The organism is Nitrosopumilus sp. K4 (assembly GCF_018128925.1).
Classification (GTDB): Archaea; Thermoproteota; Nitrososphaeria; order Nitrososphaerales; family Nitrosopumilaceae; genus HKST03.
The window spans coordinates 766,408-792,811 of record NZ_CP067007.1 but is presented as its reverse complement, the minus strand read 5'-3'; the positions used below and the strand labels follow the sequence as shown (position 1 = coordinate 792,811).

34 protein-coding genes are annotated in these 26,404 nt (G+C 36.3%); 9 read left to right on the top strand and 25 right to left on the bottom strand.

Annotated features, from left to right (window positions below; all coding sequences use genetic code 11):
* Positions 1-51 precede the first annotated feature (51 nt).
* Positions 52-861: a PEFG-CTERM sorting domain-containing protein gene (locus NsoK4_RS04790; protein ID WP_249111181.1), complete on the top strand. Its 810-nt coding sequence runs from the start codon at positions 52-54 to the stop codon at positions 859-861.
* Between the two features lie 198 nt (positions 862-1,059).
* Here the strand turns inward: NsoK4_RS04790 and NsoK4_RS04785 are convergent, their stop codons facing one another.
* Both NsoK4_RS04785 and NsoK4_RS04780 read right to left on the bottom strand, forming a co-directional pair.
* Positions 1,060-1,239 carry a hypothetical protein gene (locus NsoK4_RS04785; protein ID WP_211688661.1) on the bottom strand — a complete coding sequence of 60 codons (180 nt, stop codon included), beginning with the start codon at positions 1,237-1,239 and terminating at the stop codon, positions 1,060-1,062.
* A gap of 84 nt (positions 1,240-1,323) precedes the next feature.
* Positions 1,324-1,530, bottom strand: a complete 207-nt coding sequence (locus tag NsoK4_RS04780; RefSeq protein ID WP_211688659.1) for a hypothetical protein — start codon at positions 1,528-1,530, stop codon at positions 1,324-1,326.
* 95 nt (positions 1,531-1,625) lie between these two features.
* Here NsoK4_RS04780 and NsoK4_RS04775 point away from each other — a divergent pair, with 95 nt between their 5' ends.
* Positions 1,626-2,120 carry a tetratricopeptide repeat protein gene (locus tag NsoK4_RS04775; protein ID WP_211688657.1) on the top strand — a complete coding sequence of 165 codons (495 nt, stop codon included), beginning with the start codon at positions 1,626-1,628 and terminating at the stop codon, positions 2,118-2,120.
* A 38-nt stretch (positions 2,121-2,158) separates the two neighbouring features.
* Entirely contained in the window at positions 2,159-2,356 is a 198-nt protein-coding gene (locus tag NsoK4_RS04770; RefSeq protein ID WP_211688655.1) for a hypothetical protein, read from the top strand.
* A gap of 150 nt (positions 2,357-2,506) precedes the next feature.
* On the opposite strand, the gene NsoK4_RS04765 is transcribed toward NsoK4_RS04770, so the two are convergent.
* On the bottom strand, positions 2,507-2,803 hold the full coding sequence (locus NsoK4_RS04765; protein ID WP_211688653.1) for a rhodanese-like domain-containing protein: 297 nt from the start codon (positions 2,801-2,803) through the stop codon (positions 2,507-2,509).
* A 94-nt stretch (positions 2,804-2,897) separates the two neighbouring features.
* Here NsoK4_RS04765 and NsoK4_RS04760 point away from each other — a divergent pair, with 94 nt between their 5' ends.
* Positions 2,898-4,298, top strand: a complete 1,401-nt coding sequence (locus NsoK4_RS04760) for a rhodanese-like domain-containing protein (protein ID WP_249111179.1) — start codon at positions 2,898-2,900, stop codon at positions 4,296-4,298.
* A gap of 10 nt (positions 4,299-4,308) precedes the next feature.
* On the opposite strand, the gene trpA is transcribed toward NsoK4_RS04760, so the two are convergent.
* From trpA to NsoK4_RS04730, 6 genes are read right to left on the bottom strand one after another with little or no spacing between them, the layout of a single operon-like run.
* Complete coding sequence (trpA, locus tag NsoK4_RS04755) at positions 4,309-5,109, bottom strand: tryptophan synthase subunit alpha (protein ID WP_211688651.1); 801 nt, start codon at positions 5,107-5,109, stop codon at positions 4,309-4,311.
* Complete coding sequence (gene trpB / locus NsoK4_RS04750; protein ID WP_211688649.1) at positions 5,096-6,286, bottom strand: tryptophan synthase subunit beta; 1,191 nt, start codon at positions 6,284-6,286, stop codon at positions 5,096-5,098. The genes trpA and trpB overlap by 14 nt, the downstream gene beginning before the upstream one ends.
* Entirely contained in the window at positions 6,283-7,059 is a 777-nt protein-coding gene (locus NsoK4_RS04745) for an indole-3-glycerol-phosphate synthase (RefSeq protein WP_211688646.1), read from the bottom strand. The genes trpB and NsoK4_RS04745 overlap by 4 nt, the downstream gene beginning before the upstream one ends.
* Complete coding sequence (trpD, locus tag NsoK4_RS04740) at positions 7,052-8,098, bottom strand: anthranilate phosphoribosyltransferase (protein WP_211688644.1); 1,047 nt, start codon at positions 8,096-8,098, stop codon at positions 7,052-7,054. Before trpD ends, NsoK4_RS04745 begins: the two co-directional genes overlap by 8 nt.
* A complete protein-coding gene (locus NsoK4_RS04735) occupies positions 8,095-8,688 on the bottom strand; it encodes an aminodeoxychorismate/anthranilate synthase component II (protein WP_211688642.1) in 594 nt (197 codons plus the stop codon). The genes trpD and NsoK4_RS04735 overlap by 4 nt, the downstream gene beginning before the upstream one ends.
* Positions 8,685-10,034 (bottom strand): anthranilate synthase component I family protein, encoded by a 1,350-nt coding sequence (locus NsoK4_RS04730; protein ID WP_211688640.1) that lies wholly within the window; start codon positions 10,032-10,034, stop codon positions 8,685-8,687. Before NsoK4_RS04730 ends, NsoK4_RS04735 begins: the two co-directional genes overlap by 4 nt.
* A 156-nt stretch (positions 10,035-10,190) precedes the next feature.
* Between NsoK4_RS04730 and NsoK4_RS04725 the strand changes: the two genes are divergently transcribed.
* A complete protein-coding gene (locus tag NsoK4_RS04725) occupies positions 10,191-10,379 on the top strand; it encodes a hypothetical protein (RefSeq protein WP_211688638.1) in 189 nt (62 codons plus the stop codon).
* Positions 10,380-10,564: 185 nt separating this feature from the next.
* Here NsoK4_RS04725 and NsoK4_RS04720 read toward each other — a convergent pair whose 3' ends face one another.
* The 8 genes from NsoK4_RS04720 to NsoK4_RS04685 form a co-directional block, all read right to left on the bottom strand.
* Positions 10,565-11,167: a transcriptional regulator-like protein gene (locus NsoK4_RS04720; RefSeq protein WP_211688635.1), complete on the bottom strand. Its 603-nt coding sequence runs from the start codon at positions 11,165-11,167 to the stop codon at positions 10,565-10,567.
* Positions 11,164-11,973, bottom strand: coding sequence for a winged helix-turn-helix domain-containing protein (locus NsoK4_RS04715; RefSeq protein WP_249111177.1), 810 nt, complete (start codon positions 11,971-11,973; stop codon positions 11,164-11,166). The genes NsoK4_RS04720 and NsoK4_RS04715 overlap by 4 nt, the downstream gene beginning before the upstream one ends.
* A gap of 44 nt (positions 11,974-12,017) precedes the next feature.
* Positions 12,018-12,206, bottom strand: a complete 189-nt coding sequence (locus tag NsoK4_RS04710) for a hypothetical protein (protein ID WP_211688633.1) — start codon at positions 12,204-12,206, stop codon at positions 12,018-12,020.
* Positions 12,207-12,298: 92 nt separating this feature from the next.
* Complete coding sequence (locus NsoK4_RS04705; protein WP_211688631.1) at positions 12,299-12,439, bottom strand: hypothetical protein; 141 nt, start codon at positions 12,437-12,439, stop codon at positions 12,299-12,301.
* A gap of 202 nt (positions 12,440-12,641) precedes the next feature.
* Complete coding sequence (locus NsoK4_RS04700) at positions 12,642-14,153, bottom strand: MopE-related protein (RefSeq protein WP_211688629.1); 1,512 nt, start codon at positions 14,151-14,153, stop codon at positions 12,642-12,644.
* A 233-nt stretch (positions 14,154-14,386) separates the two neighbouring features.
* Positions 14,387-14,797 carry a hypothetical protein gene (locus NsoK4_RS04695; protein WP_211688626.1) on the bottom strand — a complete coding sequence of 137 codons (411 nt, stop codon included), beginning with the start codon at positions 14,795-14,797 and terminating at the stop codon, positions 14,387-14,389.
* A 304-nt stretch (positions 14,798-15,101) separates the two neighbouring features.
* Positions 15,102-16,121: an LEA type 2 family protein gene (locus NsoK4_RS04690; RefSeq protein WP_211688624.1), complete on the bottom strand. Its 1,020-nt coding sequence runs from the start codon at positions 16,119-16,121 to the stop codon at positions 15,102-15,104.
* A 197-nt stretch (positions 16,122-16,318) separates the two neighbouring features.
* Positions 16,319-16,708: a VOC family protein gene (locus NsoK4_RS04685; protein ID WP_211688622.1), complete on the bottom strand. Its 390-nt coding sequence runs from the start codon at positions 16,706-16,708 to the stop codon at positions 16,319-16,321.
* 77 nt (positions 16,709-16,785) lie between these two features.
* Here NsoK4_RS04685 and NsoK4_RS04680 point away from each other — a divergent pair, with 77 nt between their 5' ends.
* Complete coding sequence (locus tag NsoK4_RS04680; protein ID WP_211688620.1) at positions 16,786-17,340, top strand: HD domain-containing protein; 555 nt, start codon at positions 16,786-16,788, stop codon at positions 17,338-17,340.
* Here NsoK4_RS04680 and NsoK4_RS04675 read toward each other — a convergent pair.
* The 3 genes from NsoK4_RS04675 to NsoK4_RS04665 all read right to left on the bottom strand — a co-directional run bounded on the left by NsoK4_RS04675 (position 17,337) and on the right by NsoK4_RS04665 (position 20,658).
* Positions 17,337-17,552: a hypothetical protein gene (locus tag NsoK4_RS04675; protein ID WP_211688618.1), complete on the bottom strand. Its 216-nt coding sequence runs from the start codon at positions 17,550-17,552 to the stop codon at positions 17,337-17,339. The genes NsoK4_RS04680 and NsoK4_RS04675 overlap by 4 nt on opposite strands.
* A 33-nt stretch (positions 17,553-17,585) precedes the next feature.
* The gene (locus NsoK4_RS04670; protein WP_211688616.1) at positions 17,586-17,816 is read right to left on the bottom strand and encodes a hypothetical protein; all 231 of its coding nucleotides are present in this window, start codon (positions 17,814-17,816) and stop codon (positions 17,586-17,588) included.
* Between the two features lie 208 nt (positions 17,817-18,024).
* Entirely contained in the window at positions 18,025-20,658 is a 2,634-nt protein-coding gene (locus NsoK4_RS04665) for a DEAD/DEAH box helicase (RefSeq protein ID WP_211688613.1), read from the bottom strand.
* Between the two features lie 565 nt (positions 20,659-21,223).
* Here NsoK4_RS04665 and NsoK4_RS04660 point away from each other — a divergent pair.
* Entirely contained in the window at positions 21,224-22,462 is a 1,239-nt protein-coding gene (locus NsoK4_RS04660) for a S8 family serine peptidase (RefSeq protein ID WP_211688612.1), read from the top strand.
* A gap of 198 nt (positions 22,463-22,660) precedes the next feature.
* Positions 22,661-22,786, top strand: coding sequence for a hypothetical protein (locus NsoK4_RS10115; RefSeq protein ID WP_256438686.1), 126 nt, complete (start codon positions 22,661-22,663; stop codon positions 22,784-22,786).
* Between the two features lie 97 nt (positions 22,787-22,883).
* On the opposite strand, the gene NsoK4_RS04655 is transcribed toward NsoK4_RS10115, so the two are convergent.
* Genes NsoK4_RS04655 through NsoK4_RS04645 form a run of 3 tightly spaced genes read right to left on the bottom strand, consistent with a single transcriptional unit; the run spans position 22,884 to position 24,212 of the window.
* Positions 22,884-23,564, bottom strand: a complete 681-nt coding sequence (locus NsoK4_RS04655) for a PAC2 family protein (protein WP_211688611.1) — start codon at positions 23,562-23,564, stop codon at positions 22,884-22,886.
* A 54-nt stretch (positions 23,565-23,618) separates the two neighbouring features.
* Positions 23,619-24,017, bottom strand: a complete 399-nt coding sequence (locus NsoK4_RS04650) for a hypothetical protein (RefSeq protein WP_249111175.1) — start codon at positions 24,015-24,017, stop codon at positions 23,619-23,621.
* Positions 24,018-24,053: 36 nt separating this feature from the next.
* Positions 24,054-24,212, bottom strand: a complete 159-nt coding sequence (locus tag NsoK4_RS04645) for a hypothetical protein (protein ID WP_211688610.1) — start codon at positions 24,210-24,212, stop codon at positions 24,054-24,056.
* Between the two features lie 217 nt (positions 24,213-24,429).
* Between NsoK4_RS04645 and NsoK4_RS04640 the strand changes: the two genes are divergently transcribed.
* Positions 24,430-25,488, top strand: coding sequence for a hypothetical protein (locus tag NsoK4_RS04640; RefSeq protein WP_211688608.1), 1,059 nt, complete (start codon positions 24,430-24,432; stop codon positions 25,486-25,488).
* A gap of 10 nt (positions 25,489-25,498) precedes the next feature.
* Here NsoK4_RS04640 and NsoK4_RS04635 read toward each other — a convergent pair whose 3' ends face one another.
* Positions 25,499-25,900, bottom strand: a complete 402-nt coding sequence (locus NsoK4_RS04635; protein ID WP_211688606.1) for a DUF6659 family protein — start codon at positions 25,898-25,900, stop codon at positions 25,499-25,501.
* Between the two features lie 35 nt (positions 25,901-25,935).
* Positions 25,936-26,382, bottom strand: a complete 447-nt coding sequence (locus tag NsoK4_RS04630; RefSeq protein WP_211688603.1) for a universal stress protein — start codon at positions 26,380-26,382, stop codon at positions 25,936-25,938.
* Between the last annotated feature and the right edge of the window lie 22 nt (positions 26,383-26,404).

Below are 26,404 nucleotides of genomic sequence, written 5' to 3'. Positions count from 1 at the left end.
TTTGTATGTTTTGCCGATCATTTGAAATACTTGCACTTTGTATGGAATTTGTTGAAACTTCGTTATTTTCCAATTGCATTTTTTATTCTTTTTTCAGTTGGTCTTGGCGTAGATGCATTTGCAACAACTTATGAGATTAAAATTCCCTCTGGCGCATCAGATCCAAATGCTCCTTACTTTTGGTCTGAAAAAACCACTGGTGTGACAACAGGTGAAATTACAATTCATCCAGGTGACTCTGTTACATGGGAAAATGCTGACACTGCTTTCCATACCATTACGTCTGTTACCCGTGAAGGAGAACCAAATGACTTGTTTGATAGTGGATTCTTTACAGCAGGTGAGTTTTATACAAAGCAATTTCCTGAATTAGGTGACTTTTACTATTTTTGCAGTCTTCATCCTTGGATGAACGGTGTAGTGCATGTTGTAAAAGATCCTGGCAGTGTAAAATCTATCAAAGGTGTTGCATCAGGATTTAGTCAAACTGGTGTGGGATTTGAAGTAAAATACATCTTAGATAGTACTCTTCAACAAACTGTAGATGTTGAGCCTGATGAACGTACACTGACCTTTTTGATCACAGGAGAAACACAAAATGAACAGATTACACTAATCTTGCCTACTGAACTCATCGAAAATCCAAACACCGTTTGGATTGATGGCATGCAAACGGACTTTGATACTGAAGTAACAAAAACCGGTACAAAACTTATCATCCCAATTGAACCTGGTGCAAAAGAGATCAAGATAATGGGGAGTCATGTGATTCCTGAGTTTGGAATACTGACAATGATTATTTTGGGCATTGGCGTGCTTTCAGCAGTAATGGTTTCCCGATCTAAATTTCCTAGATTTTAAATCTTAACACTTGTTAAAATTTTTCAAAGATTTTTTACACTTGTTTTGATTGTATATCGAGATTTTTTTATTTATCTTTGTAGTATGATATCTTGAGAACATCTAGATAGTGGCCTTTGCCTGAAATAGAGTTCCCCTCAATTGCAGTCAAAAGAAAATCGGCCACTATTCTTTGACGGTGTTTTCATTTTTTTTGAATTATTTTGTCTTTTGCATCTCTCCAAACCAATTCATGATATCATTATACAAAATTATTTTCAGCATTTCTGAATGAATACTACATAGGCTATCGTTTCTCAAACAATTGTAACAATGTGAGATGTCTTCTAGCGACTCGTCAATCTCTGATCTACTGTCGTTATCAAACGATGTTTTCATAATTACTCTTGTCAGAATATGATTTAAGAAAATGTCATTTCTAATGATTACAAACAATTCTGAAAAATTCCCTAAATCGGGAAATTATTCTTTTAACATGAATCTGTATTCTTGGTATTCTTCATCAAAAATTTTTTTGATTATGTTTTTTTCAGACAATTTTGTAAGTATTTCTTCAGCTTTCTCTATTGGTATGTCAAATCTTCTATGAATATGACGTGAGGTTGTAGTTTCATTTTGTTGACCTCTGTTTTTTACAAACTCTAAAATTGTTTTTTCTAATATGCTCATGTGTGTATCTCTTTTATGTTCCTATATGTAATTTTAAAAATTAGAACATGTAAGACAACCGCAAATCTCATAAAATAACTTTGATAATTTGTATTGTGTCTGAATCTATTGAGCTTCTTTTGAAAAATGCTCAAATCTTATTAAATTTGGGAAATCCAAAAGAAGCATTAGTGCTTTATGAAAAGGTTCTATTTCAAGAACCTACCCACAAAGAAGCGTTGCTAAAAAAAGGACATGTTTTGGGCAAGCTTGGGAAATACGAAAACACAATTGATTGCTATGATGCTGTGATACAACAAGATTCTGGAAACTTGCTAGCTTATCTGAACAAAGGATTAGCTCATCATTATGTTGGAGAATGCGATGTTGCAATAAGGTGTTTTGACATGGTTTTAGATTCAAAACCAAACAACACCACTGCTCTATACAACAAGGCTTCGTCTCTTGTCAAATCGGGTAGATTCGATGAAGGTTTAGGTCTCTTATCTGACGTCATACAATTGGATGCATCTTTTAAGGAAAAAGCAAAGTTTGATGTTGATTTTCAGCATATAAAAAAATTAACTGAATTTAAAAAAATCACAGTATGAAAAGAAATTCTTAAGTTCAAAAATGATGTATAGTATTCATGGCAACTAGAGAAGATCTAAAAAATGATATTCTCAAGGCAAATGAGGAACAGCAAAAATTAATGTCAATGCGAAAAAAATTTTTGGGCTCAAAAGATAACGAGGATCAGATGAATTCATTTCGTCTTACTACTCAGATAATGAAATATGAGGATTTTATCCGCGATACTGAAAAACAGCTGAGAACTATGGATTGATAGTGATCTTTGCTAACCTGTTTTTCTAGTTATTGTAGATGTCGATGAAGGTTTTTCTTTCCGTATGGAATTACCCAACTAGGTTGTGCCTACAAACCTTTTGACGGCAAGGACAAGAAATTGATCATGGATAAAAACCTGATGGTTAATTTATTCTTGCTTCCATGATGGGTATCCGCCTTCTAATGTTACTGCATCAAACCCTTCCTTTGCAAGTTCGTCAGCTGCAATATTTCCTCTATACCCGGTTCCACAATACGTACAAATTTTTTTGCCTCTAAGATCTTCGATTTGTTTTTTCTTTGCATTTCTGATTGCCAATCCTAAAGGCATGTGTATTGCTCCTTCTATTTTTCCTAGTTCTAATTCGTCTGCTTCTCTTACATCTATGACTACAAAGTTTGCCTTTTGCGCTCTTAGGCTTTCAGCGGAAATTTTTTCTGCCATAAGCGTGGTTGGCCTTATTCTAATTTATTTTCATCCCTTCTATTTTTGAATGTGGTCCTCAAGTTTTATTTGGAATGATTGATAAGCAAATTCTGTGAAAAATTTGGATGATTTGAGCATATCTTCTGAAGAACTAACCAAAAATATTGCAGACCATGTTCCTTTACTGTTATTTGATCTCAGATTGAGAGATGATTTTGAAGAATCGCATGTAGAAGGTTCTGTTCATGCTGTATGTGATACAGATGCAAAAGAAAAAATCATGCCAAATATTCCAAAAGACACAAAAATTGTTCTGATATCAGAACCTGATGATTTTTCAAAAGAAATTGCAGAAATGATGGTCTCATTTGGTCTAGATGCTCATTATCTGCAAGGTGGGTTCTCTTCTTGGAGTGGTAAAACAGTAAAAGGCAGAACTGGCAAAACAATTTCCCCTGATGCATTGTATGAAAACCTTGATGATGTTTTTTTACTTGATGTGAGAAACGCTGATGAGTTCTCCGAATACAAAATCCCTGGAAGTGTAAATATTCCTCTAAATGCCATATTTGATACAAAAACACTTGAGCAAATCCCAAAAGACAAAGAAATTGTAACCATATGTCCACATGGTAATCGTGCAATGGTTGCAAACTTTGCCTTGGAGCAAGCAGGAATCTCTTCTAAAACCCTTGAAGGTGGACTTGCAGGATGGAATCAAGTCCTAAAGCCTGTAACTGTTGTGGATGGACCTACAAAAGTAATTCAAGTTCAAAAAATCGGCAAAGGATGTCTATCTTATATTGTAGTGTCAAATGGTGATGCAATAGTAATTGATCCTCTTTATCCTTTTGAAAAATATTCTGATGTCGCTAAAGAACATGGATTCAAAATAACACGAGTATTTGACACACATCAGCATGCAGATCATGTTTCAGCTGCCAGAAATCTTGCAAAACATGCAAATGCAAAATTATATTTTTCAAAATATGAAGGATATGAAGTTGATGCAAATTTTGTTGGCGATGATGATGAAATTTCATTTGGAAATGCAACCCTCAAAATCATACACACTCCTGGTCACACTCCTGGAAGTTTAAGCTATCTTGTTGATGACAAATTTGTATTTACAGGAGATATCTTATTTGTTGAATCAATCGGTAGGCCTGATCTGCGAGATCAAGCTGAAGAATTTGCAGAAAAATTATACGCCACACTGCATGACAAACTGCTTTCTCTTTCTGAACAATGTCTGGTGTTTCCAACTCATCATGGTGAAGGAGTCCTGGACACAGATGGCGCCTTTTACTCTACGATAGAAAAATCAAAAAAATTACCTTGGCTTGACCTTGCAAAACAAGAATTTATCAACAAGGTAGTTGCAATAACTGTTCCAAGGCCTATGAATTATAGAAAAATAATTGCAATAAACAAAGGGGAAGTTCCATTAAACATTACTGAAATTCCTGACTTGGAAATTGGTCCAAACCGATGTGCTGTAGATAGCAGTTAAAGCCTGTTTGTTATAGAATTGTCTGTTTCTTGAGTGATTTTGTAAATGATGTGATTTTTGATTCTAGTTTTGCTTGTGGAGTTTTTTCAATTAGTTTTAAAAATGCACTTCCTACAATCACTGCATCAGCCCCTGTCTTGACATATCTTTTTACATCTTCTGGGGTTGAAACCCCAAATCCCACTCCAATTGGAATTTTCCCTTTGGTTAATTTCTTGACGTCTTTGATTGCCTTTAGTGTGTATTCTTTGATTCCTGACTTTACACCCGTAGTGCCAAAAACTGCTACCAAATACAAGAACCCTGATGATGCCTTTGCAATATTCTGAATTCTTTTCTTACTAGTGTTTGGTGATATGAGAAATATTGTGTCTGCATTATTTTTTGCGGCAGACAGATATTCTTTTGATTCCTCGATAGACATATCTGGCAGAATAACCCCATCAATTCCTGCATTTTTTGCTTCTTTAATGAACTTTGAATATCCTTTGTTGTATAGAATGTTAGTGTATGTCATTAGGATTAGTGGGATGTCTGTTTCTTTTCTGATCTTTTTCACCAGTGAAAAGAATTTATCAATTTTAGTTCCTTTTTCTAATGAAACTGTACTTGCATTTTGAATTACAGGGCCATCTGCAAGTGGATCTGAGAATGGAAATCCTAATTCGATTATGTCTACGCCTCCCTTGATCAGTCCTCTTATGGTTGACATTGTTGCCTTTTCATTTGGAAATCCTACCATAATGTATGCAATCAATGCCTTTTCGCTCTTGGCATCAAGCTCTGAAAATTTTTCATTAATCCTTGACATTTTTATTCAAATAGTTTTGTACTTCTTCGACGTCCTTGTCTCCTCTGCCAGATAATGTGACTACTACTGTTTCTGATTTCTTTCCTTTTCTTGCGACTTTGACAGCTTCTGAAATTGCATGAGCTGATTCTAGTGCAGGGATGATTCCCTCTGTTCTTGTTAGAAGCAAGAATGCATCAATCACTTCGGTGTCTGTTGCAGAGTGGTATTTTACACGTTTAGTGTCTTTTAGATAAGAATGCTCAGGTCCAACTCCTGGATAGTCTAAACCTGCTGAAATGCTATGTGTTTCTGTAATCTGTCCCTCTTTGTCTTGTAGCAAATACGTCATCATTCCATGAAGCACTCCTTTGCTTCCAGCAGACAATGTTGCTGAATGTAATTTTGACTTTAATCCGTGACCTGCAGCTTCAACTCCTATTATCTCTGCGTTTGTATCTACTAACGGATAGAATGTTCCTATTGCATTGGATCCTCCTCCAACACAGGCGATAACACTATCCGGCGTCTTGCTGTTTATTTTTTTCATTTGTGATTTTATTTCCTCTCCTATCACACTTTGAAAGTCTCTTACCATTACCGGATACGGGTGTGGTCCTACTGCAGAGCCAAGCAAATAGTATGTTGTTTCTACGTTTGTAATCCAATCTCGAATTGCCTCATTAATTGCGTCCTTGAGTGTTTTTGAGCCTGATTTTACTGGATGGACTTTTGAACCTAAAAGATTCATTCTGAAAACATTCAGCTTTTGTCGAATGGTGTCTTTGTAACCCATGTATACTTCAGATTTCATTCCTAATGCAGCACATGCCATCGCAGTTGCAACTCCGTGTTGACCTGCTCCTGTTTCTGCAATGATTCTTTTTTTGTTCATTTTTTTTGCAAGCAATGCCTGGCCTAATGTGTTGTTGATTTTGTGGGCTCCTCCGTGTAACAGATCTTCTCTTTTTAGGTAGATTTTTGCACCGCCTATTTTTTCAGATAAATTCTTGGCATAATACAGTGGTGTTGGCCTTCCTGCATATTGTTTTAGATAGTAATCTAACTCTTTTTTGAAATTCTTATCATTTTTGAATTTAAGATAATTTTCTTCTAGTTCTTCAATTGCGGGAACCAGCGTTTCTGGTATGTATTTTCCACCAAATTCTCCAAATCTGCCGTCTTTAGGATATTTCAATATGCGTTCACCAAATTTCTAACCTGCTCTTCGATATTATCGCTTTTCATTATGCTGGACCCTATTAAGAAAGCATCTGCTCCGCATTTTCTAAGATATTGAATGTCTTCTGGAGTTTCTATTCCGCTTTCACTTAAGATCGGTCTGGTTTTTTCATACCCTTCAAGAACCTTTTCTGTTGTCTTCAAATCAATCTCTAATGTGTCTAAATTCCTGTTGTTGATTCCTATGAGATCTGCTTCTGTTTTTAGAGCATTTTCAAACTCTTGTTTTGTATGAACTTCTAATAAAATCTCCAATCCTTGTTTATGCCCATACCCAATAAACTCGTCTATGTCTTTGAGGAATCCTTGGTCAAACAGTGATTGGATTACTAGCATGTAATCAGCCCCTATCTTTTTTGCTGCATCAATCTGTATCTTGTCAATCATGATGTCTTTCATGAGCAATGGAACATCTACTGCCTGCCTGACTTTCATGAAATACTCTGGCGAACCATTAAACAAATGAGGCTGTGTCAACACAGACAACGCACGTGCTCCCCCTGCAATCATCTGACTTGCAATGCTTACAGGATCCGTTAATGTACGAATTTTTCCAAGTGATGGCGATGAAAATTTTACCTCAGTTAGCAAAGTGGCATGGGCATTTGTTCTAATTATCTGAATGAAATCTTTGTTTGATTTTTGCAAGTCACATTGCACATCATACGTGCCATCATCAATTGCTGCCTGAGAATTGTTTACTAGTTTTCTCAAAATGTTTTCAGCCATCTATTATCTCCCTTAGTTTTGACATGTCTCCTGTATCTTGTATAAATTTCTCTAATAATGAAAAGGCTTTCCCGTCTTTAATTGTATTTAACGCAGTTTCTACAGCTTCTTCAAAGTTCTTAGAAATGTTTGCAACAATTAATCCTCCCGCCGCATTTAGTGCTGTTGTCTCAATCATTGCTTGGTTTGCTCTGTTATTTAAAACATCTACAAATGACTTTATTGCTTCCTCTCTTGTTTTAATCTGAATATCTTCTAGCTTTGACTTGTGCAATCCTATAACTTCTGGATCTATTGCATTCATCAATACCTTGTCGTTTCGTAAAACACACACTCTGTTTGTGGAGCTGGTTGAAAATTCATCCATGCCGTCATCTGAACGTACTGTCATGACGTTTTCAGCTCCTTTTCTTTTTAGGATCATTGGAAGTCTGTCTAGATATTCTGTTGAGAACACTCCCACTAGTTGATTTTTTACTCCTGCTGGATTTGATAACGGTCCTAGTAAATTAAATGCAGTTCTTTTTCCAAGTCGCTTTCTAGCAGTTGAAACATGCCTCATTGCAGGATGAAATTTTTGTGCAAACATGAAACAGATGTTGTGTTTTTCCAATATGTCTGCAATCTGGGATGGCTCTGCATTTAGATCATATCCGAAATACTCAAAGATGTCTGCTGAGCCTGATACTCCGGAACTTGAACGGTTTCCGTGTTTTGCAACAATTCCACCAGCTGCTGCAACAACAAATGATGCTGTAGTTGAGACATTAAACGTCTGAAGCTTGTCTCCTCCTGTACCGCACATGTCTATCACAGTCCCTTTGTTTTTAGGCTCAACTTTGAGGGAAAATTCTTGCATTTTATCTAGCATGCCTAACAACTCATCATCTGTTTCTCCTTTGTCTGCCAAAAGTGAAAGAAAATCTGCATTTTCTTGATCATTTGTTTTACCTGAAAGCATCTCTGCCATTATTCCGTTTATCTCGTCATATGTGAGGTCTGTCTTTTCTTGCAGTTTTGAAATTAAATCTGAAATCATTTCTTTTTTTTCACCTGTTCTATGAAATTTGCTAAAATCTTTTTCCCGTCTTCAGTCATGATTGATTCGGGATGGAATTGAACTCCTTCGATAAGAAATTCCTTGTGTCTTATTGCCATGACTTCTCCGTCATCTGCTGCAGTTGCAGTCACTTCCAAAATTTCTGGAATTACTGTTTTATCACCTACTAAACTGTGATACCGTGTAGCCCTAAATGGATTCTTTACGTCTTTGAAGAGTTTGGAGTCTGTATGTTTCACAGGGCTTGTCTTTCCATGTCTGACACATCCTGCATTTGTTACCTTGCCTCCAAACGCATCGATAATTCCCTGATGTCCTAGACATACTCCTAGTATTGGTTTTGTTGGACCCATGTGCTTTATTACATCTGAACACACTCCAAAGTATTTCTTGTCTTCTGGGGTACCTGGACCTGGCGAAATTATTATTGCATCATAATTTGCATCTTTGATTTGTTGTAGCGTGATCTTGTCATTTCTAATGACATCGCAATCAACTCCCAACTCTCCCAAGTATTGTGCAATGTTGTACACAAATGAATCGTAATTATCGATAATCAGAAATTTCATTTTGTTGCCTCCTTGAGGGCCTGCAGCATTGCTCCTGCCTTGTGTTCTGTTTCTTTGAATTCGTTTTCTGCAACAGAATCTGAAACAATTCCTGCACCGGATTGCACAAACCCTTTGTTGTCTTTGATGAAAATACTTCTGATTGCAATTGCAAAATCACAGCATCCATTATATGAAAAATACCCTACTGCTCCTGCATACGGTCCTCTTGACTCTGGTTCTAATTCGTCGATTATTTCCATAGCTCTAACCTTTGGGGCACCTGACACCGTACCTGCTGGAAATACTGCCTTAAACGCATCAAACATGTCGTTTTCAGGTGCTAATTGGCCTACAACATGCGTAACTATGTGTTGAACATGACTAAATCGCTTTATTTGCATCAGTGATTCTGGATGCACAGTTCCGTACTTGCAAACTCTTCCAATGTCATTTCTGCCTAAATCCACAAGCATAGTGTGTTCTGCTAATTCTTTTTCGTCGTGAAGTAATTCTTCTGCTAACTGCTTATTTTTTTCTTCATCGCCTGTGATTTTTCTAGTTCCTGCAATAGGAAATGTTTCTACTCTGTCATTTGTGATTCGAACAAGCATTTCAGGTGATGCTCCTATGATTGTTTTGTTATCTTGCTTGAGATGATACATGTATGGTGAAGGATTTAGTTGGCGTAGTGTTTTGTATAGTGCAAGGTTGTCTCCATTTATGTCAAATGAAAACTTTCTGGATAACACGACCTGAAATATGTCTCCATCATGAATGTACTTTTTTGCCTTGTTGACAATTTCTGAGAACTGCTCTTTGTTCATGTTGGCAGTGACTTCACTTGAATGAAATTCTCCAAATTCATCCTTGCTCATTTTCAATTTATCGAATCTATTTTCATCATGGTAAAAATAAAATAATTTTTTGTGCAAGTTGTCATACAGAATTCCGTCATCGTAAATTCCAAACTCCATTAATGGCTGCGGTGCATTGTGGGAATCTGGAATATCTTCTACCGTTCTGATTGCATCATAATTTACAACTCCTACTGCTCCTCCAAGATATCGATAACTTTGATCCGTGGATTTTCCTAGGAGTTTCTTTAGCTCATCAAATGGGTCGTCTGTTTTTATCGTTTCAGTTTTTCCGTTTTCTATGACTTCTACTCTATCTGTGTATCCTTTTATGATAACTTTTGGGTCAAAACCCATGACTGATGTCTCTGCTAAGACCTCCGGCCCCGTAAGTGATTCAAAGAGAAATGAATGTGAATAATTTCTTGAGATTTTATTGTAAATTTGAAATTGGTTTTCAGATAAATCTAGGGGTATTACATGCGGTTGAGAGTTTCCAAAAACGTCCACCCATAAACAAAACTCTTGACGTTTATTATTTAAAGTGATGGCCTATTCTCTTTTGAGAGTAATCTGTGCCTGAAATTTTCATTTTGAGGTAAAAAAGTAGAATACAGTACTAGTACGGTACCTTTATTAAATACTGGATCGTAGTATTATTGACTCATGCAGGGGGTTAGACAAAATTCAGCATTGTTGCAAAAGATGCAGTATTCAAAACAGACTCATTCTTCTGTTTCTTCAGTTGAATGCTATGTTTGTGGAAAAGGAATTCATGATGGACATTCCATTACTGCAAAGACATTACAAAACGGTGTAGTCTTGTTTTGCGATGTGCATTATCCATTACAGTGAATCTGTACAATTGATTTCTTACACAGATCATCTTTAAATAAACTCATACTTTCATTATTTTAATGACTAAAACAATAGTCGTGTCTATGATTGTTGGAGCAATTATTTTGAGTTCCGCAGGTTTTGTAAATTATGTAAATGCGGTTACTTCAAACATGGTTGATTAAATGAAAATCTGAGAAATACTACACTCGAAGCCTTGCAAAGTTCTCACCCTGCATCCACTTGAAGTAAAAAAAGTCATTGCACCACTGAATAAACTTCTTCTCATATCCTACAACTGCATTAGTCATGTCAGTTTCTTCATTGTTTGCAAGCATAAGACATGCACCAGAATCAGAGACAATTACATTTGAGACAACTCTGTCACATATTCTCTTTTCAAACATTTCAGAGTTTGATGGCTTGTTTAATTCTAACTTGTCAACTAGGTCATTGCACTCAGGAATACTGCTATTTTTCCCAAAGAGCATCTTGAGATCAACAGAGTCCTGACTCTTTTGGTACATCAGGTCTGCCAACAAAAATGGGGGCTGGGTAAAAATGCAGTTTAAAAATTCAGACGCGCCTGATGTAATCTCCTTGAAGCGTGTGTTTGTAGGCCAGACACTTTTGACAATATCACATCCTGCAAAAGCCTCGACTCTGATCCGAAGAGATTCAGGAATGTCGTGAAATCTGTGTTCTGAGAAATAGTCAGAATTTTCATAAACAAAGCCAATTCCCTTCATCTTTTCAAAAAACAAGTTCCCCAAAGTCTTTGAGAGAAACTCCTTGTCTGGCATCATTGTTCTTTTAATGCATAGCCCTCAATTGCAGGCATTCTCCAATAGTAGTCAACTAAATCACTGCACCAGGCTATGGCTCTTGGGTCCTTGCCAAAAAAAACCCCCTTGCAGTCAGGAATCCTCAGTCCCTTGTTTGCAAAAAGCATGTGACATTCATTTTCAGATACTGCAACAGATATTGGAATGTTCTCTACAATCTTTTCTTCTACCTGACCAGACTCTGCATACTTCAAGTATTCTTTTCGCGGACCATATTCAGAAAAGCCCTTTGAGACTATGGTGTTTTTTCCATAGACTAGTTTGCTGTATCCTCCTTGTTTGAGATTTTCTAATACTACATCGTATAATTCCAAGGGGACAGTAAATGTTGCACCTACAAGTGATTTTTTTGCATTGGCGCACACATCACGTGCCCTCTGCATTGATTTCATTACATCTCCTTCGTACTCGCAGTTTGTCAAATCTCCTAGTCTTGAGACAAGATGTGGTGGGATTCCTGAAAAGTCATGTGTTGAAAAAAATTCTTTGTTGTTTTCAAGAAATTCAAAAAGAGGAATTTGCAGCATCAAGACATCAGCTATTGGAGTAAGTCTGTATGTTCCAGTGACTGTTTTTTCAATTAGTTTTGATTCAGATAATCTATCAAGATGTCTTGTAATTGCCTGAATTGATGTTTGCATATTTTTTGCAATCTGACTTGATTTTAGTTCTGCAGGTCTAAGCATTTGCAGTATTTCAAGTCGAGGCCCACTTGATATGCTAGATAACAAGTCTAGTTCTTTTTCACCCATGTTCCTTGTTAACAAGTGAGCTAAAGTGTTGATTAAATGTTTTATCTCAAATGAGAGTATCATGATATGTGAAGCACATAGAAGATGAAGACATGCCAGTATGTGATTGCTGTCTCACAAAGATAGAGTTCTTGCCATACAGGATAGTAAGTCTTGCCGACCACAGTGACATCCCAAAAGTGCTCCACTTTCATTATTTTTATCCCTGCTGGGATCTGCATCAGTTCTTTGAACGATACACGAACCACGAGATCATATCCGTCGGGTTTTCATGTGATGCAAAGATTTTGGAAAAACCAAAAATCGTCAGAAACATGAAGCATAACCTTGATCTGTGGTACTAGACTGATTTTTTGAGATACTCTGCTATGATTGATGAAAAGCTTACTGCTTTAGATGAATCTTGAATCTTTTTTGCCTGAATCTTGCGCAGTTTCTTTACTATCTCATCATCAAGTACTATGGTGATTCTTTTTGCCATGATACCAATCCAAGATTTGCATTATTATACCCCTTGTGATTGGAGAAAATTGATTTGATGTAAAAAATATTAACATATGATGTTAACATATGGTGGTAGGGAATTCTTTTTGTGTATGTCTGCACATACTGCAATCATTGCTTGTTTATTCAATTGGGAGGTAAAACATTATGCCTTTTTGCTAGAAAAAAGAAGGGGGATGTTATTGCCCTGCTACAGTTATTGTAACAGTATGGCCTGCATTTTCTGGACTAAACTGAACTGGCTTTTTTGCATCATCATTCCACAGAATAATGTCTACTATTCCTGGCAGAATGTCACCATGATACACACATGATTTTCCTGGAACTGATATTGGCTCTACTGAAACAAGGTCCAGTTGGACAATTTCAATGTCTATTGTTGTTGCCTTGATGACAAGAGGTGTCTGACCATTCTTGTCACATGGAACCTTCATTGCAATATGTCCTGTCACTGACTGGAACGGTGTCAGATCAACTAGCAACTTGAAATCTTGTGCATCTAACTTTCCATTGAGATTGATTGTTTCGATTTCTACAAATGATACTTGAGGTGTTGGTGGTTCTATGCACTCGTTGTTGGGATCAAAGGGACATTCATCTACAGAGTCTGGAATTCCATCACCGTCAGTGTCTGGAAAGTCTAGACTACAGTAAGGTATGCCAAAATCTGATAATCCTTGATTAATTGCCTCTAATTCGCTTGGTGTGTCAATTAGTCCATTTTGGTTGCTGCCATCTACTTGAAGTTCTAGCAATGCAATTAACTGTTCAACTGGATATGGTAGGTCGCTTTCTGAAATCCCATATGCATCAAGATACGACACAAGCTCGTCTGGTGTTATTGCAGAGTCACCGTCTGGATTGCAACTAACACATGTGTTTTGGGGATCAAATGGACAAGGGTCTGTAGAGTCTGGGATGCCGTCACCATCTGAATCATCAGTAGGAAGACTACACTGCAAGATACATTGGTCTTCAAATGCATTTGCCTCTTGACTGCATGTAAAGTCGTCTCCTCCATTTACAACACATTGCTCAAAAATAGTTACAGCAGTTATTGTACACTCTTCCTCACATGATGGTGGAACCACGATACACTCGTTAGAAGGATCAAATGGACAAGGGTCTGTAGAGTCTGGGATACCGTCACCATCTGAATCACAAACGTCATTGTCTGAGGATGGACTGCATGCATCAAGAGGATCAGAAAGTAGATTTAGTATTTCTTCTCCATCAGAAACGCCATCTCCGTCAGTATCGTAGTTGTTTGGATCTGTTCCGTAGTTTGCCTCATCAGTGTCAATTATTCCGTCACCATCTGAATCTTCGAACCCTTCATCTACAATTCCATCACAGTCATTGTCAATGCCGTCATCTACTTCGGTAGCACCGGGATTGACATCGGGATTTGAATCATCACAGTCATCAGAGAACACTGAATAGAATATCACATCAGGATCGTTTGGACAAAGAAAGTCCATAATATGAGAACCATAGCCGTCCTGATCTTCATCAAGAAAGTATGGTACTGCTTCACCTATGAGAGGATCATTATCGTCACAGTCAAATGGAGGTTCTAAACCGTCACCGTCTGCATCTGCAAATGCGTTTTGCATTGGGGATGTTACTATCATTGATGTTATTGATAAAAGTGCAAGCGCTGTCAGTAATTTCATCGATAATTTTGTCATTAATAGTATGAAGTCATGAAAATAGTTAAGGATGATCTAGAGTATCATATGAAAAAATACACTTTATGCCGTTTTGCTATTTTTTGGATTATCTCAAAATAACAAAGAATGCTGCACAAGGGAGTCGAGAAATATTTCCTGTAGTGGAAATTTTCGATATTACACAGATAATCACACCTGTTTTGTGTAGTTACAGGAATAAAAGTTGGCCAAACATAAATTTTTAAAAAATTCTAGTAGCCTTCTTCTCCGGGGAAAAGAAGACACCAATAATTTGCACTAGTTTTAGCAGATTTCTTCTGGCCTATTTTACAAGGACCAAACACTTTTCCGGCTGCAAGTTCCGATTGATAATTTGGAACCCTCTGAATCTGCTTTACTATTGCAGGTGTTACAAAAAAGGAGTTTACGTTATGCCCATTTACTTCAAAAGATTCAACAGTATCGATGACATTGTAATCTGTCATTCCGTCTTCTCCGATTGATTCTTTTGGAGTGTACGGTGAGGGTTTTCCCCTGTTTGTCCTAAAGTCCTTGATGTTGATTATTTTGCCTGAAATCTTTCCGATTCCAACTGCTTTTGTTTGCTCCTGTGGTTTGTTGTAATCACCCAAGTTGATTTGAGTTTGTGTCGTTTTGTTCATTTGTGATTGTGTATTTTATGTAGTGATTTCTACTTGAATTGTTTCTTTTAACATATGATGACAATTAGCTAATGCCTATTCTATATCTGCAGAAAAATTTGATCATCTTGTATATGGACAAATTTTACAACACATCTCAAGAATTTTGCAATCTGTGGAGTGGTATTGGCTTTTTCTATCTGTGAATTCTTTTTTACATGTAGCACACATATTGCGGATTTTGAATTTTATATCCATTACCTAACTTGCAACCCATCTGTAAAAAACAAGATAATGAAAATAACCTACTGGCACTATGATACATCTAGACACAAATTGATGCAACCTGAAATTGGACATTTTTAGTAGAAATTATCGAATATTCATTAGACATTACGATATGGTATTCTCCTGATGGGAGCGTCATCTCAAATGTTGCAGATTTTGTTTTACCGCTGTCATATATGGGCGCATTTTCAAGACCGTCTGAATACCTTCCAAAGTTGTAATCATCAAACACAAATACCATGATGTCATCCCCAAGCATGGATTTTGAGAGAAATCCTCCCTGAATCTTTGCATCGCAATTCAGTGAAAATGACACAAAAGTATATGATCCTGGTTCAACTGTATATGTGGAATCAATGAATTTCTGCCCCTGCAATGACAGTTCAAGTTCTTCTCCTCCAAGCAAGTCATTTACAAAAGCTCCAATTGCATTTTCTATCGACTTCCCTACTGTTGTCCCCACTGATTTTTGATTATTTTTCTGAATTTCTTTATTTAGCGTGTTTCTTACTTCATCATAAATTGAAATTTGCCTCGATGATTCAAAGGGTATTGGAATATCTATCCCCAAAAATTTGACAAATGCCGTGCCTTTTACCTTGATGTCCATTATTCCTTTTGTATCTATTATGGAAAACACGGCTTGCCCCATTCTGTCTTTTTTGAAGTTTTGAAACGAAGTGATTTCTTTTGTATTTCCGGGATTTATTGTAATGTCTGTTTTACTACTGCCCTTGCCGATTGATATTCCGTTTACAAAAATATCATATGATAGATCAGGAATATACACTGGAAGAATTCCTTTGTTTTGGACTGCAAAAATCAAATTAAGATTTACTCCGTCTATCAATTCAAACGCAGCACCAAACCAGTTTCCCGTTAAAGCATCCAAACCCAGATTTATCAACGCAGGCCAAGAAAGCGTGGCCCAATCAATACTGTGTAATTGAACATTGCTCAATTCTACTGATATTTGTGTGTATGAATAAACAAACAATCCTGCCACAACCAAAATCATTACAATGATTGCAATGCCGATGCCGATTGCCTTGCTCATTTTCTCTTCTCATCTACTTCGTGCTGAATCTTTGTCATGCATTCATGGCAAATCACAGATTGTGCTGTCATGCTACGAATAATCCTGTGATTTTGAAACTCAGAATCATACAACGCTCCCACTACTATTTTGTTTGTCCACACTTCGTAGTCTTTTTTTTCTTTAGAACATACAAGACAATTTACCTTATCCTTGATTTACAGTCCACCACCTGACACTTTGCTTAACTCAAGTTCATATCCGCTTGGATCTACTATGTATATTGACTGGGATTTTTCCCAATCAATTGGACCTCCATAGAGTATGCTAACTCCATTCTCTCTACATTTTTCTAGCACTTCATCATAATTTTCGATGTTGAAACCAAAATGAGCAATGCCTCCCTCTGGGGACATGTCTTGAACCTCATACATACAAAGCTTGATCGAATCATTTCCTATGATCTTAGACGGAGCATCAATTTTGTTTGGGTTGTCTTCTTGTTTTACCTCAAAACCAAACAATTTTTGGTAAAATTTTACACTTTCTTCTAAATTCTTTACTTTCATGTTGATATGATCAATTGACGTTGCTCTGAGATTTTTCATATCTGTGTTGCAATTTCGTTGTATTTAGATGATAATCTATTCTAAAGGAATATCTTGATGATGGTGGTTTTTGATTTGTGACTAATTTAGAAACTGCACAAAAATTTGCCAAAGAGAAACACAAGGAAAGTCTCAAAAAAGACGGCATCACAAAACATGTAACTCATCTGGAGTCTGTAGTTAGTAGGCTGAAGGGACTTGGCGTGATATCTGAGGATGTCTTGTGTGCCGGATGGCTGCATGATGTTTTAGAAAACACTAATGTCGCCTTTGATGAACTCTTTGAAAGATTTGGTCAAAATGTGGCAACCACTGTTATGTCTCTATCAAAAGACAATACCCTTTCAAAAAAAGAAAAAGAGATTCAATATACAAAACAGCTAAAGAATGCATCCATTGATGCAAAACTAATCAAACTATGTGATGTTTCTGCAAACCTTAAAGAAGTTATAAAGTCTGACATATCAAAAACTAAAAAAAGAAAAACCATCAATCAAATGCTTCATTATCTTAGAATTATCAAAAATGATCTTACTAAAAACCAGGAAACTTACCCTGGAATTGCAATCTTAATTGATGGAATAAACCAAATTGTTGTTCAATTTCATCAAAAACCAATTCGTTTGAATTAGTTTTTCTCTTTTATTTTCTTAATTTCTTTTTTTATTTTTTCTACGTTATTGCTCCAAATTTTTATCATCTTTTCTTGATTTTTACTTTCTATAGAATTTTCAGGAATGTCTTTTAACTGCTCTTTTCTGGAAATATGATATTTCAAATTATCTTGTGCTTCTGCAAGTTTCTTTTTGTGATATTCTAGAATTTTTTTTGATAGAAAATTCAATCTCTTAGATGTATCAAAATTCTACAATAAAAATTAGATACTGGATAAAACACATTGTTGCTCAATTCCTATTTTTTGCACAGTTGATGTTGAGACTAGTACTGCTTCTTCATCACAAATGCCGTCTTGATCAAAGTCAGCTGACATGAAGACCTTCCCTTCAGGTGCTGATGCATTTGACACTATCTTTAGTGGGAATGGATCTGCCATTGCCGGAAATGCCATTCCTATACTTAGCAGTAATGCAATACTACAAATGGACACGATTGTCCCTCTCATGTCTATTATTGGCTTACTTTTGACTTAAGACGGCTGGAATAATATGACTAAACTAAGATCCGATGCGGAAAAATTTTGAATTCTGGAGATTATTTTTCTTCAGGCTCATCTGCCCTGTCTCTTACCTTTTTGAGTACACAGTACTTGCTGAGTTTTTTTAAAAATCCCATACTTTGTTTGCCTCGTTTCTTGTTTATGTGTGTTGAAAATCTGCAAAAAATCTCATTGCAGAGGTCTTTGAAAGATCCTTGTTTTTTGTCTGGCAGTAATTTGTAGTGAATGTACACTTGGGACATCCTCCCCAGTCTTCTCCTTTCTGAATTATTTTTTTGTCTGTAGGACAGTCACAGTCTGCCAAAAGAGAATAGGACATTTGAAGGACTTTTTCAAAGTTATCAAAGATAATCTTACTACATCCATTAAATCCGTCAGATGAATTGTCGTATAGGTAGATTACCCCGTTTTCATAATACGCATCAATGTCATTTGATTCTGACTTTGTTAGGATCTTTCCTGCATTGACAAGAATATGCGTTATTGTGTGTATTCTAGAATTTTGACTCATGGCTTTTTTTGAATCGTCTTTAGGATCTGAGATGTACTCATCTGGAATTTTTATCTTCACCGCTGAATGCTTTGACTTCCAATTGAAATTTCTCCAAGATGAAACATTACTTCTGTTAAATGTTTGAAAAGTATCTACTGATTCATTATAGTTTCCCTTGAGATAACCTGTAATGGTGCGATTCAATTCTATTATTCCATAACGCAGTGAAATTGTTCTGTTGTTCACTGTGATGTCTTTGTTTACTGCATTTCTTTCTGATGTTTGTATAATTGATGTTTTTACAATTGACATGGTCCTTTTTCCTTTCTCAAATGTTCTCTCGAGGTACGCCCTTGCCCCATTTTGGGATTTGATCAAATTTTTTACAACATAGTTTTGTTTGTTAAAATGATATATTGCATTTTGATGTAACTGATAATATCCCACAGGCACTCCTCTGGTCCCTATTTTTCTAGAGTTGTGATATATTGAAATCTCTCCTGATGCCCCTCGGAGATTAATGCTATTTGCAAAGTCAAAGTATTGTGACTTATCTGATTCTTCTGCAGCCTCTTTTTCTATCTCAATTGATTCTAAATGCTTGTCAGCAATGATTGGATTTTTCTTGTTAATTGGAATGATGTGCTCTTGGGCTAGATATTGGTCAATATGGCGCGCAAAATAGTGGCATGATGCATCATCAGGGTCAAACACGCAAATTGCATATGATTTCTGCCCCATCCTTCCTGCACGGCCAATTCTCTGAACAAAAGAATCATACTCATTTTTGAATGCTGAGATAACAACATCTACATGACCTATGTCTATTCCAAGCTCCAAAGTAGGCGTACATGATAATACGTCAAGTTCACCTGCCTTCATCTGATTTTCATATAATTTTCGATAGTTTTGATCAAGGCCTCCTCTGTGGACCTGTATTCTCATTCCTTCATTTGATTCCTCTAGGTTTGATGCAAGAAACTCTGCATCATTATGTGAGTTGCTAAAGACAAGCTGTGTTGTGCCATACCTGTGACATATTGATGATAATATCTCCATTGTTGTTCTCTGTCCAAATTTTTGTGGCATTATGAAAAACATGTGCATGTTTTGCTTTCTTCTGAATTTACTTTTGATGTAAGAGAATGACTCTTTCGGTAAATCAAACATGTTTGAAAAGAATTCTTTTGAGTTGTCCAATGTTGCTGATGACCCGATGTACTGAACTTTTCCCATGTATCTTTTCATTCTCTTTAAAACATGGTAAACGTTTGAACCGTGAAAGCTTGTATATGAATGAGCCTCATCCATTACAATTATTTTTGCATTCTTGAACAACTCATTCCATTTTTTGTCTTGTAAAATTAGATGATAGTTGATAAAATCAAAGTTTGTGGCAATTATCAGAGATTTTTTTGAAGCCTCTGAAATTATCATGTTTTTGTATTCTGTACTCTGACCTCCGTGAATTGAATACGCTCCTACCTTGTCATCTAACTTGCATTTGTGAATCAAATCAGTTACTTTGGATACTTGATCATCAATTAGTGCATTGAGAGGATATACAAACAATGCAAATACGCCTGGCTCTGATTGAGCAGAGATTTTTTCTAAAATAGGTATGGTAAATGCCTCTGTTTTTCCAGAACCTGTAGGAGCTGAAATTATTGTGTTTTCTCCTCTGATAATGCTTTGAATGGACTCTGCTTGAAATGGCAATAATCCTGAAAAACCATATTTTACAACTCCTTTAATGATGCCATCTGATAACATATCCTTTAGATTATCCACAGGTATCTTTTCAGATTCTGGAGATGTCATGTTCTCATAATGGATTATTGCATGTGATTTCTCCTTGTGCCCTTGAATAACTTCATGGATAATTGGGTCTTGTTCTACTAATGATTGTGGAATTTTTCTAGTATCAAACAATATGTTTTGTGGTATGGGAATTTTGGGTGCTGGCGGCTTTGATTCTTTTTTGATTCTTTTGATTTCATCTGGATAGTATGGCTCTGCTTCACCTACTTCACATGTATGTGGTTCGTCTGTTCTTGCATCAATTGGGATAAATTTTCCTGAGTCTGACTTGAATGCCTCATCCCAGTAAATCTCTGCACCACATCCTTTGGAGCATGGTTTTGTTCTTCCAGAGTAGTTCATTCCATACACTGGTCTTTTTGGAATAATTTTTTCAGGGTTGCACTTGGGACATATCCACAGGCTTACATCCTCAGGATTGTGTGTTAGTTTTGTGCCACACTTTGAGCAAAACTTCATGAATGAATTTTAGATTTGTTTGCCATTAATGAATATATGATGGCAATATTGTTTACATCTGCTCAATACTGTTTTGATCGACTCAAATCTTAAACAGTTATTTTTTACAAGATTGTTGTTGGGTGAAAAAATTTCTTGCAACTGTATTTGCTGCTCTTGCACAAACGAATTTGAAATTATTGAGGCTGAGGAACTGATTAACTTGATTCAACATGGACGACTAACTGAAGAGCAGATTAATTTTCTTAAAACTAGAGTTGGAAGTAGAATTTGCAAATGGTGCTTTACTGGAAAACACCGTTCCTGATATTCAGATCGGATCACTAAAAAAAATTCACACAAAAGTGACTTTTTTTCTGACAAATTTTTTAACACAAACACGTTCTTATTCTGTCCATTGAGTCAGAGACATCTCGCGGTGTTAGCTGGGGGCCTGCAAGCTCACATAAACTAGTTAATACGAAATTACCAAAGTCTCCACAGTAAAGGAGACTGCTTTTTTCTCTGATGACTATCTGATGATTTTATGAGTAAAGGTTAAATTCGTTTTTTTAAATGACATATTATGAATATTCTGTATTCTGTAATTTTATCTACAACATTATTGTTTAGCATATTTACCATATCTGAGTCATTTGCAATGCCTGATTCTGATTGGGTTTATTTGATACCTTCTCATGAACAGGGACTCAAAAACATGTTTGGTGTTAGACACAACTTTGATACTGGTTTTACTGCTACTCTTAATGATCATCAGGTAACTGCATTACAAAAAGCTGGATTGAATGTTGAAAAAATCTATAATTATCAATTACTCGCACCTCCTGGTGCATGTGAGCCTTGGCCTAGTTGCAAGAATGGCGACGGCGGTGATTCTGGCGGCAGTGATCCTGCAAGAATTGCAACACCTTCCTCACAGATACCTTGGGGCATAAATTCCATTTACAATATCGGTGAGGATGATTTTACGCCTTCTGGCGGTCTAGGTGTAAAGGTTGCAGTACTTGATTCAGGTGTTGACGTTGATCATATTGATTTAGTATCTAGAATTGTTGATTGTAAGGACTTTACCAAAATTGACCGAAAAACTGGTGGTCCAAAAGAAAACTGTGATGATAGAAATGGACATGGAACTCATGTGGCAGGAACCATAATGGCAGATGGCGGGTTTGATGGAAACGGAATTTTCGGTATTGCTCCTGAATCTGAATTGATGGCATACAAAGTATGTGGTGGTGGTGGTTGCTGGGGTGATGATATTGCAACAGCTATCATAACTGCACATGCAAACGGTGCCGATATTATTAGTATGAGTCTTGGCGCTGATGGCCAAAGCTCTGTTATCCGCGATGCTATCTTTAGTGTGACTGAAGCTCAGGATGCTCTTGGCGCTGATGGCCGAAAAGTTCTAGTCATTGCTGCTGCAGGAAATGATGGGCCAAACATAGGTACAATTGATTATCCTGGCGCAAACTCAAATGTTGTAGCTGTTGGTGCACTTGATGAAAATCATAATGTTGCAAACTTTTCAAGCAGAGGCATCAACAACGGTGATTATCAAATAGGTGAAAGGGAAGTATATTTTGCAGCACCTGGCGTTAGTGTGTATTCTACGATAAATGATGGAACTTATGGTACAAAATCTGGCACATCTATGGCCACTCCTCATGTTAGCGGATTAGCTGCAAAAGTTTGGCAGGGAAGTGCAGATGCAACATTGACATATCTTGAAAATCTGTCATTTGATTTTAATAATGATGGCGATGACCCTGCAAGTGGATTTGGACTTCCACGTCTTCCTTGATTAATTTAACATAGGTTCTAGGAGTTTGTTTTTTGTCTATGGATAAAGAATGGCTTCGTATTAAAAGCGGTAGAAGTAAAGGTTGCAGAGATTGTATTAAGCACAGGTGCATTCCTGACAGTTGTTCTTGTTACTGCCACAAGTAGGTTTTCACAATAACCATCATCTTTAAACTAAATTTGTCATAGTTTTGATTCCTTGAGTTATAGATGTTTGATTTGTAATGTTGTCTTGGATTCTCCAAGAAAACTAGAAATTCATTTACAAATAGAACACAAATGGGGAGTCAAAAAAGAATCAAAAGGATTGGATGCTTGGTCTTGAGTTTATCTTAATATTTGGCTCATTCCTGTTACTAAAAACATCAAAAACACTCCTGCGATTACAAATCCTACAATAACTCCGATTTTTACTGCCAGGCTCAATTTTGAAACTCCTTTTCAATTTCCTGTGCCATTAATTCCAGTTTTGATGTGTCTCCGAGTTTTCGAAAAGTCAATTTTTCCAATGTCTTGATAATGCTTATGGCTGCCCTATACTGTGGAATTTCTGGATGATTCAATTCTCCATACATTCCAATTCCTTGTATGTTGTTTTGTTTTGCAAACCCCAAAATCAACCCATTAAACCCTGTGATTAGTGAGCGTTGAGGTGTTGTCTCTATTCCTAATGTTTGCATGTGTTTTGTAAGATCTTTTGATGTTGACGTGACAAACGTTTTTGGGTTGTTATCTAATGCTCTGTTTGTATGAAACCCTCCTAACGTGTAGATGAACTTTGCAGAGTATTTTTTTGCAACATCTATCACGTCTTGGCATAATTCATTAAGTTCTTGATTTTCTTGAGGCTGGCCCGTCCCTCCTCCAAAAACAATCAAATCTTCTGTGTATCTATATTGCCAACTCTCATTTGGCAGGTCAACATATCCTCCATTATCTACAACAAATGTTGGATATGGTGTCTTTGCTGTTCTAAATTTTTTGGTATCTAAATTTTTGTTAATGAAATTAATTGCTATACTTCCAACATTTCCCATATCTTGCATAGCTGCAATTATTATTGGTTTTTTGATGTCTGGTTCTTCTGTTTGCAAAAACTCCATGAACTGCTTATTCTCTTATGTGATTTGTATGTTTTTGGAAAAAAGATTTAGAAGTCATTTTGCAGAATTGACAAAATCCACAATGGACATTATCTTTCCCATGTCTACTAAATGACCATAGCTTTTGTTTTTAGTTTTTTGAAGTGGCTCGTTTGTCACGCTTATGAAAAGAAGATTTCCTTTATCTAGAGGAATTGTTATCCTCTTTATCTTTTCATATGCTGCAATTACGTATAGGCCTCTGCCTACTTTGTCTGTAACTTTGGAACGTTCTTGCCATGCCCCAACAGCTCTCTGAAGTGTTTTTTTTGTGTCTGACAACGGAATTTTGTTTTTCACTCCTGTTCTTTGACTGTGCCATAGTATGTCTCCGGTGGAATTACACACTGCGGCAAATCTGATGGATGAATTAAAATCCATCAACATGTTTAGTAGTTTTTCATACTTTTCCACATTATTACTATGTTATCAAATTAATTAAAAGATCCATTATTGGATGGATTTTTTGTATTCATTGTAATCTATTATTGATTCATTTAGTTCCTTTAATAACGAGTCATCTTGAAATCCATCTTTTTTGAGATTTTCCCAATTTGCAACAATTTGTTGTTCTAGAACATGTAGCATTCTTTTGTCATCACAATGCATGATTTTATTATGATTTCATGAGATTTATTCTTGCTTGACTACAGAACTCCTTTTTAGTCAGAAATGGCATATTATACGTCATGTATGATGGCAAGTGTCCTTTCTTCAAATGGGTAGATAAGATATTTGGAAACTCTGATTCAAAAGGCATAGACGAATCATCATAAGTTATGAAATATCGACACAATTTTATCTTCCATGAAAATCCAAGATATGATTGACAACATCTGATAATTTACTGCAAATTTCCCAGATTAGATTTCCTATAATCTCGTTTTTGATTGCACTTGCAGGGGGAACTCTTTCGATGTGGGGTGGAAGCTGGGATGTTACGTCTCATTTGTTGAGAACTCCTGAAACTTTCTTTACTCCTTCTCATACCGTGCTGTATGCAGGTGTTGGGGTATCTGTCATCAGCGCTGCTCTGAGTTTAGTTTTACTGATTAAAAACAGAGAACCAAAATCATATCGTTTTGGATTTAGACTAATTCTGGTGGGTACTATGATGCAATTGATAGCAGGACCTGGTGATTTTGTATGGCATGACGCCTTTGGTATTGATGGTCTACTTAGTCCCACTCACTTGCTTTTGGTTTTAGGAATTGTCATTGTATTACTTGGCCCTGTGATGGGACTTGGAAGGATGTATCTTAATTTAGAAAAGAAACCCTCTTTTCTCAAACTAGTATTGCCGATATCTTTTGGTGTTTTCTGGTTTAGCATTATGTGGCTTGTTTTTCTTTTTGTATTACCTATATCTGAGGGTGATACTCATAACTTTAACCCTGATCCTTATGTTGGATTAGTCTTGGGGTTGACTTTGCTGCCCTTTGTGTTTTCTGTCCTGTTTTGGACATGCTACAAAACTATGGGTGTGTTTGGTGCTGCAAGTGCAGCCTCTTTGTCTTTTGTGATGATGAATGTGACGTCTAACATTTTGACTTCTGAAGGTTTGATTCAATACATTCCCTGGTTTGCAGCCCCTTTGATTTGTGCAGTTGCGTCTGATTATTTACTAAACTCTGAAAAAGTGATAAAAAAATTCTCTACAAAAATTGCTGGTGGGCTTTTGGGCTCTATGTTCTTTGTATTTTGTTTTCCAATGTTTTCGATGACCATTTTAGATTTTTACGTGTTTAATGATGTATTTTCATATGATGTCCTTCCTACAGCATATGATGTTGTGTATGAAATTTGGATGGTAAGCATCATTCCTGGTGCAGTGTTTGGAATGATTGGAATGTGGTTTGCATCAAAAAAATTACAAATTTCTTAATTTGATAATCTTATTTTTTGATGGTCATGATATTGATACTGTCAAATAATTCCTCTGCTTTTTTGATAATTTTCTTATCATCTGCAGTAGGTTCTGCTGTAATCAAAACAATATTTTTTCCTATTGGCACGCTGATTACAAGTTGTTTTTCTCTTCTTGATGCAATGTAATCAATTGGCCCTAACACTTCGTCCATTTCTTGCCTCATGTTAAAATCTAATTGCATTTGCATGTATGTTACCTTCATGCTTTCTTTGTTAAAGATGGGATCCTTCTCATTTTTGAATCCTCCTGCAATCAAATTTCCTAATTGGTTGATTACTCCTGCATGAAAAACTTCTTTTTCTTCTTTAATCAATCGTTTACATGCTAAATCTAATTCCTTTAATTGCTCTGAACTCAATGCAGACATGACTCTCATTTGCGATTCTGGGATATTAGGATATCCTAGTTTTTTGATTTTGGCAGTTTTGCAATTAGTACTTGGCAGTTTGCTTTTGTTGTGACTTCTGATGCCACACTACCTAAAACTAGTTTCTTGACTCCAGACCTTCCATGAGAACCCATTACAATCAGATCTATGTTGTTTTTGTCAACAAATCCGATAATCCCATCTACTGTTGATGGATTATTGATAATTTCTACTGATATGTTTAGGTCTTGATATTTTCCAGAATTTTTTATCATTTCTAGATCCTGCTTTGTTTTGTCTTCTCTTTCATCTTGAACTTCCTGTGCTCTTGAAAATGACATTCCAGATGTGTCAACGTCTCCTCCAATTACTGTGAGAAGTATCACTTCTGCATCAAATTTCTCTGCTATTTCTACAGCTTTTTCAAAAGCAGTATCTGCAAATTTTGTAAAATCATAGGGTACTAGTATTTTCTTTATCATGAAAAAACTAAACAAATTCCGA

Coding starts and splice junctions, on each gene's coding strand:
- NsoK4_RS04745 (WP_211688646.1), bottom strand. CDS start 7,059: ATGGCTGAAAACATTTTGAGAAAACTAGTAAACAATTCTCAGGCAGCA.
- trpD (WP_211688644.1), bottom strand. CDS start 8,098: ATGATTTCAGATTTAATTTCAAAACTGCAAGAAAAGACAGACCTCACA.
- NsoK4_RS04770 (WP_211688655.1), top strand. CDS start 2,159: ATGGCAACTAGAGAAGATCTAAAAAATGATATTCTCAAGGCAAATGAG.
- NsoK4_RS04725 (WP_211688638.1), top strand. CDS start 10,191: ATGCAGGGGGTTAGACAAAATTCAGCATTGTTGCAAAAGATGCAGTAT.
- NsoK4_RS04700 (WP_211688629.1), bottom strand. CDS start 14,153: ATGACAAAATTATCGATGAAATTACTGACAGCGCTTGCACTTTTATCA.
- NsoK4_RS04645 (WP_211688610.1), bottom strand. CDS start 24,212: ATGCATTGTGATGACAAAAGAATGCTACATGTTCTAGAACAACAAATT.
- NsoK4_RS04630 (WP_211688603.1), bottom strand. CDS start 26,382: ATGATAAAGAAAATACTAGTACCCTATGATTTTACAAAATTTGCAGAT.
- NsoK4_RS04780 (WP_211688659.1), bottom strand. CDS start 1,530: ATGAGCATATTAGAAAAAACAATTTTAGAGTTTGTAAAAAACAGAGGT.
- NsoK4_RS04705 (WP_211688631.1), bottom strand. CDS start 12,439: ATGGCAAAAAGAATCACCATAGTACTTGATGATGAGATAGTAAAGAAA.
- NsoK4_RS04660 (WP_211688612.1), top strand. CDS start 21,224: ATGAATATTCTGTATTCTGTAATTTTATCTACAACATTATTGTTTAGC.
- NsoK4_RS04690 (WP_211688624.1), bottom strand. CDS start 16,121: ATGAGCAAGGCAATCGGCATCGGCATTGCAATCATTGTAATGATTTTG.
- NsoK4_RS04635 (WP_211688606.1), bottom strand. CDS start 25,900: ATGTCTGCATTGAGTTCAGAGCAATTAAAGGAATTAGATTTAGCATGT.
- NsoK4_RS04765 (WP_211688653.1), bottom strand. CDS start 2,803: ATGGCAGAAAAAATTTCCGCTGAAAGCCTAAGAGCGCAAAAGGCAAAC.
- NsoK4_RS04695 (WP_211688626.1), bottom strand. CDS start 14,797: ATGAACAAAACGACACAAACTCAAATCAACTTGGGTGATTACAACAAA.
- NsoK4_RS04720 (WP_211688635.1), bottom strand. CDS start 11,167: ATGATGCCAGACAAGGAGTTTCTCTCAAAGACTTTGGGGAACTTGTTT.
- NsoK4_RS04655 (WP_211688611.1), bottom strand. CDS start 23,564: ATGGAGTTTTTGCAAACAGAAGAACCAGACATCAAAAAACCAATAATA.
- NsoK4_RS04785 (WP_211688661.1), bottom strand. CDS start 1,239: ATGAAAACATCGTTTGATAACGACAGTAGATCAGAGATTGACGAGTCG.
- trpA (WP_211688651.1), bottom strand. CDS start 5,109: ATGTCAAGGATTAATGAAAAATTTTCAGAGCTTGATGCCAAGAGCGAA.
- NsoK4_RS04665 (WP_211688613.1), bottom strand. CDS start 20,658: ATGAAGTTTTGCTCAAAGTGTGGCACAAAACTAACACACAATCCTGAG.
- NsoK4_RS04735 (WP_211688642.1), bottom strand. CDS start 8,688: ATGAAATTTCTGATTATCGATAATTACGATTCATTTGTGTACAACATT.
- NsoK4_RS04685 (WP_211688622.1), bottom strand. CDS start 16,708: ATGAAAAATCTCAGAGCAACGTCAATTGATCATATCAACATGAAAGTA.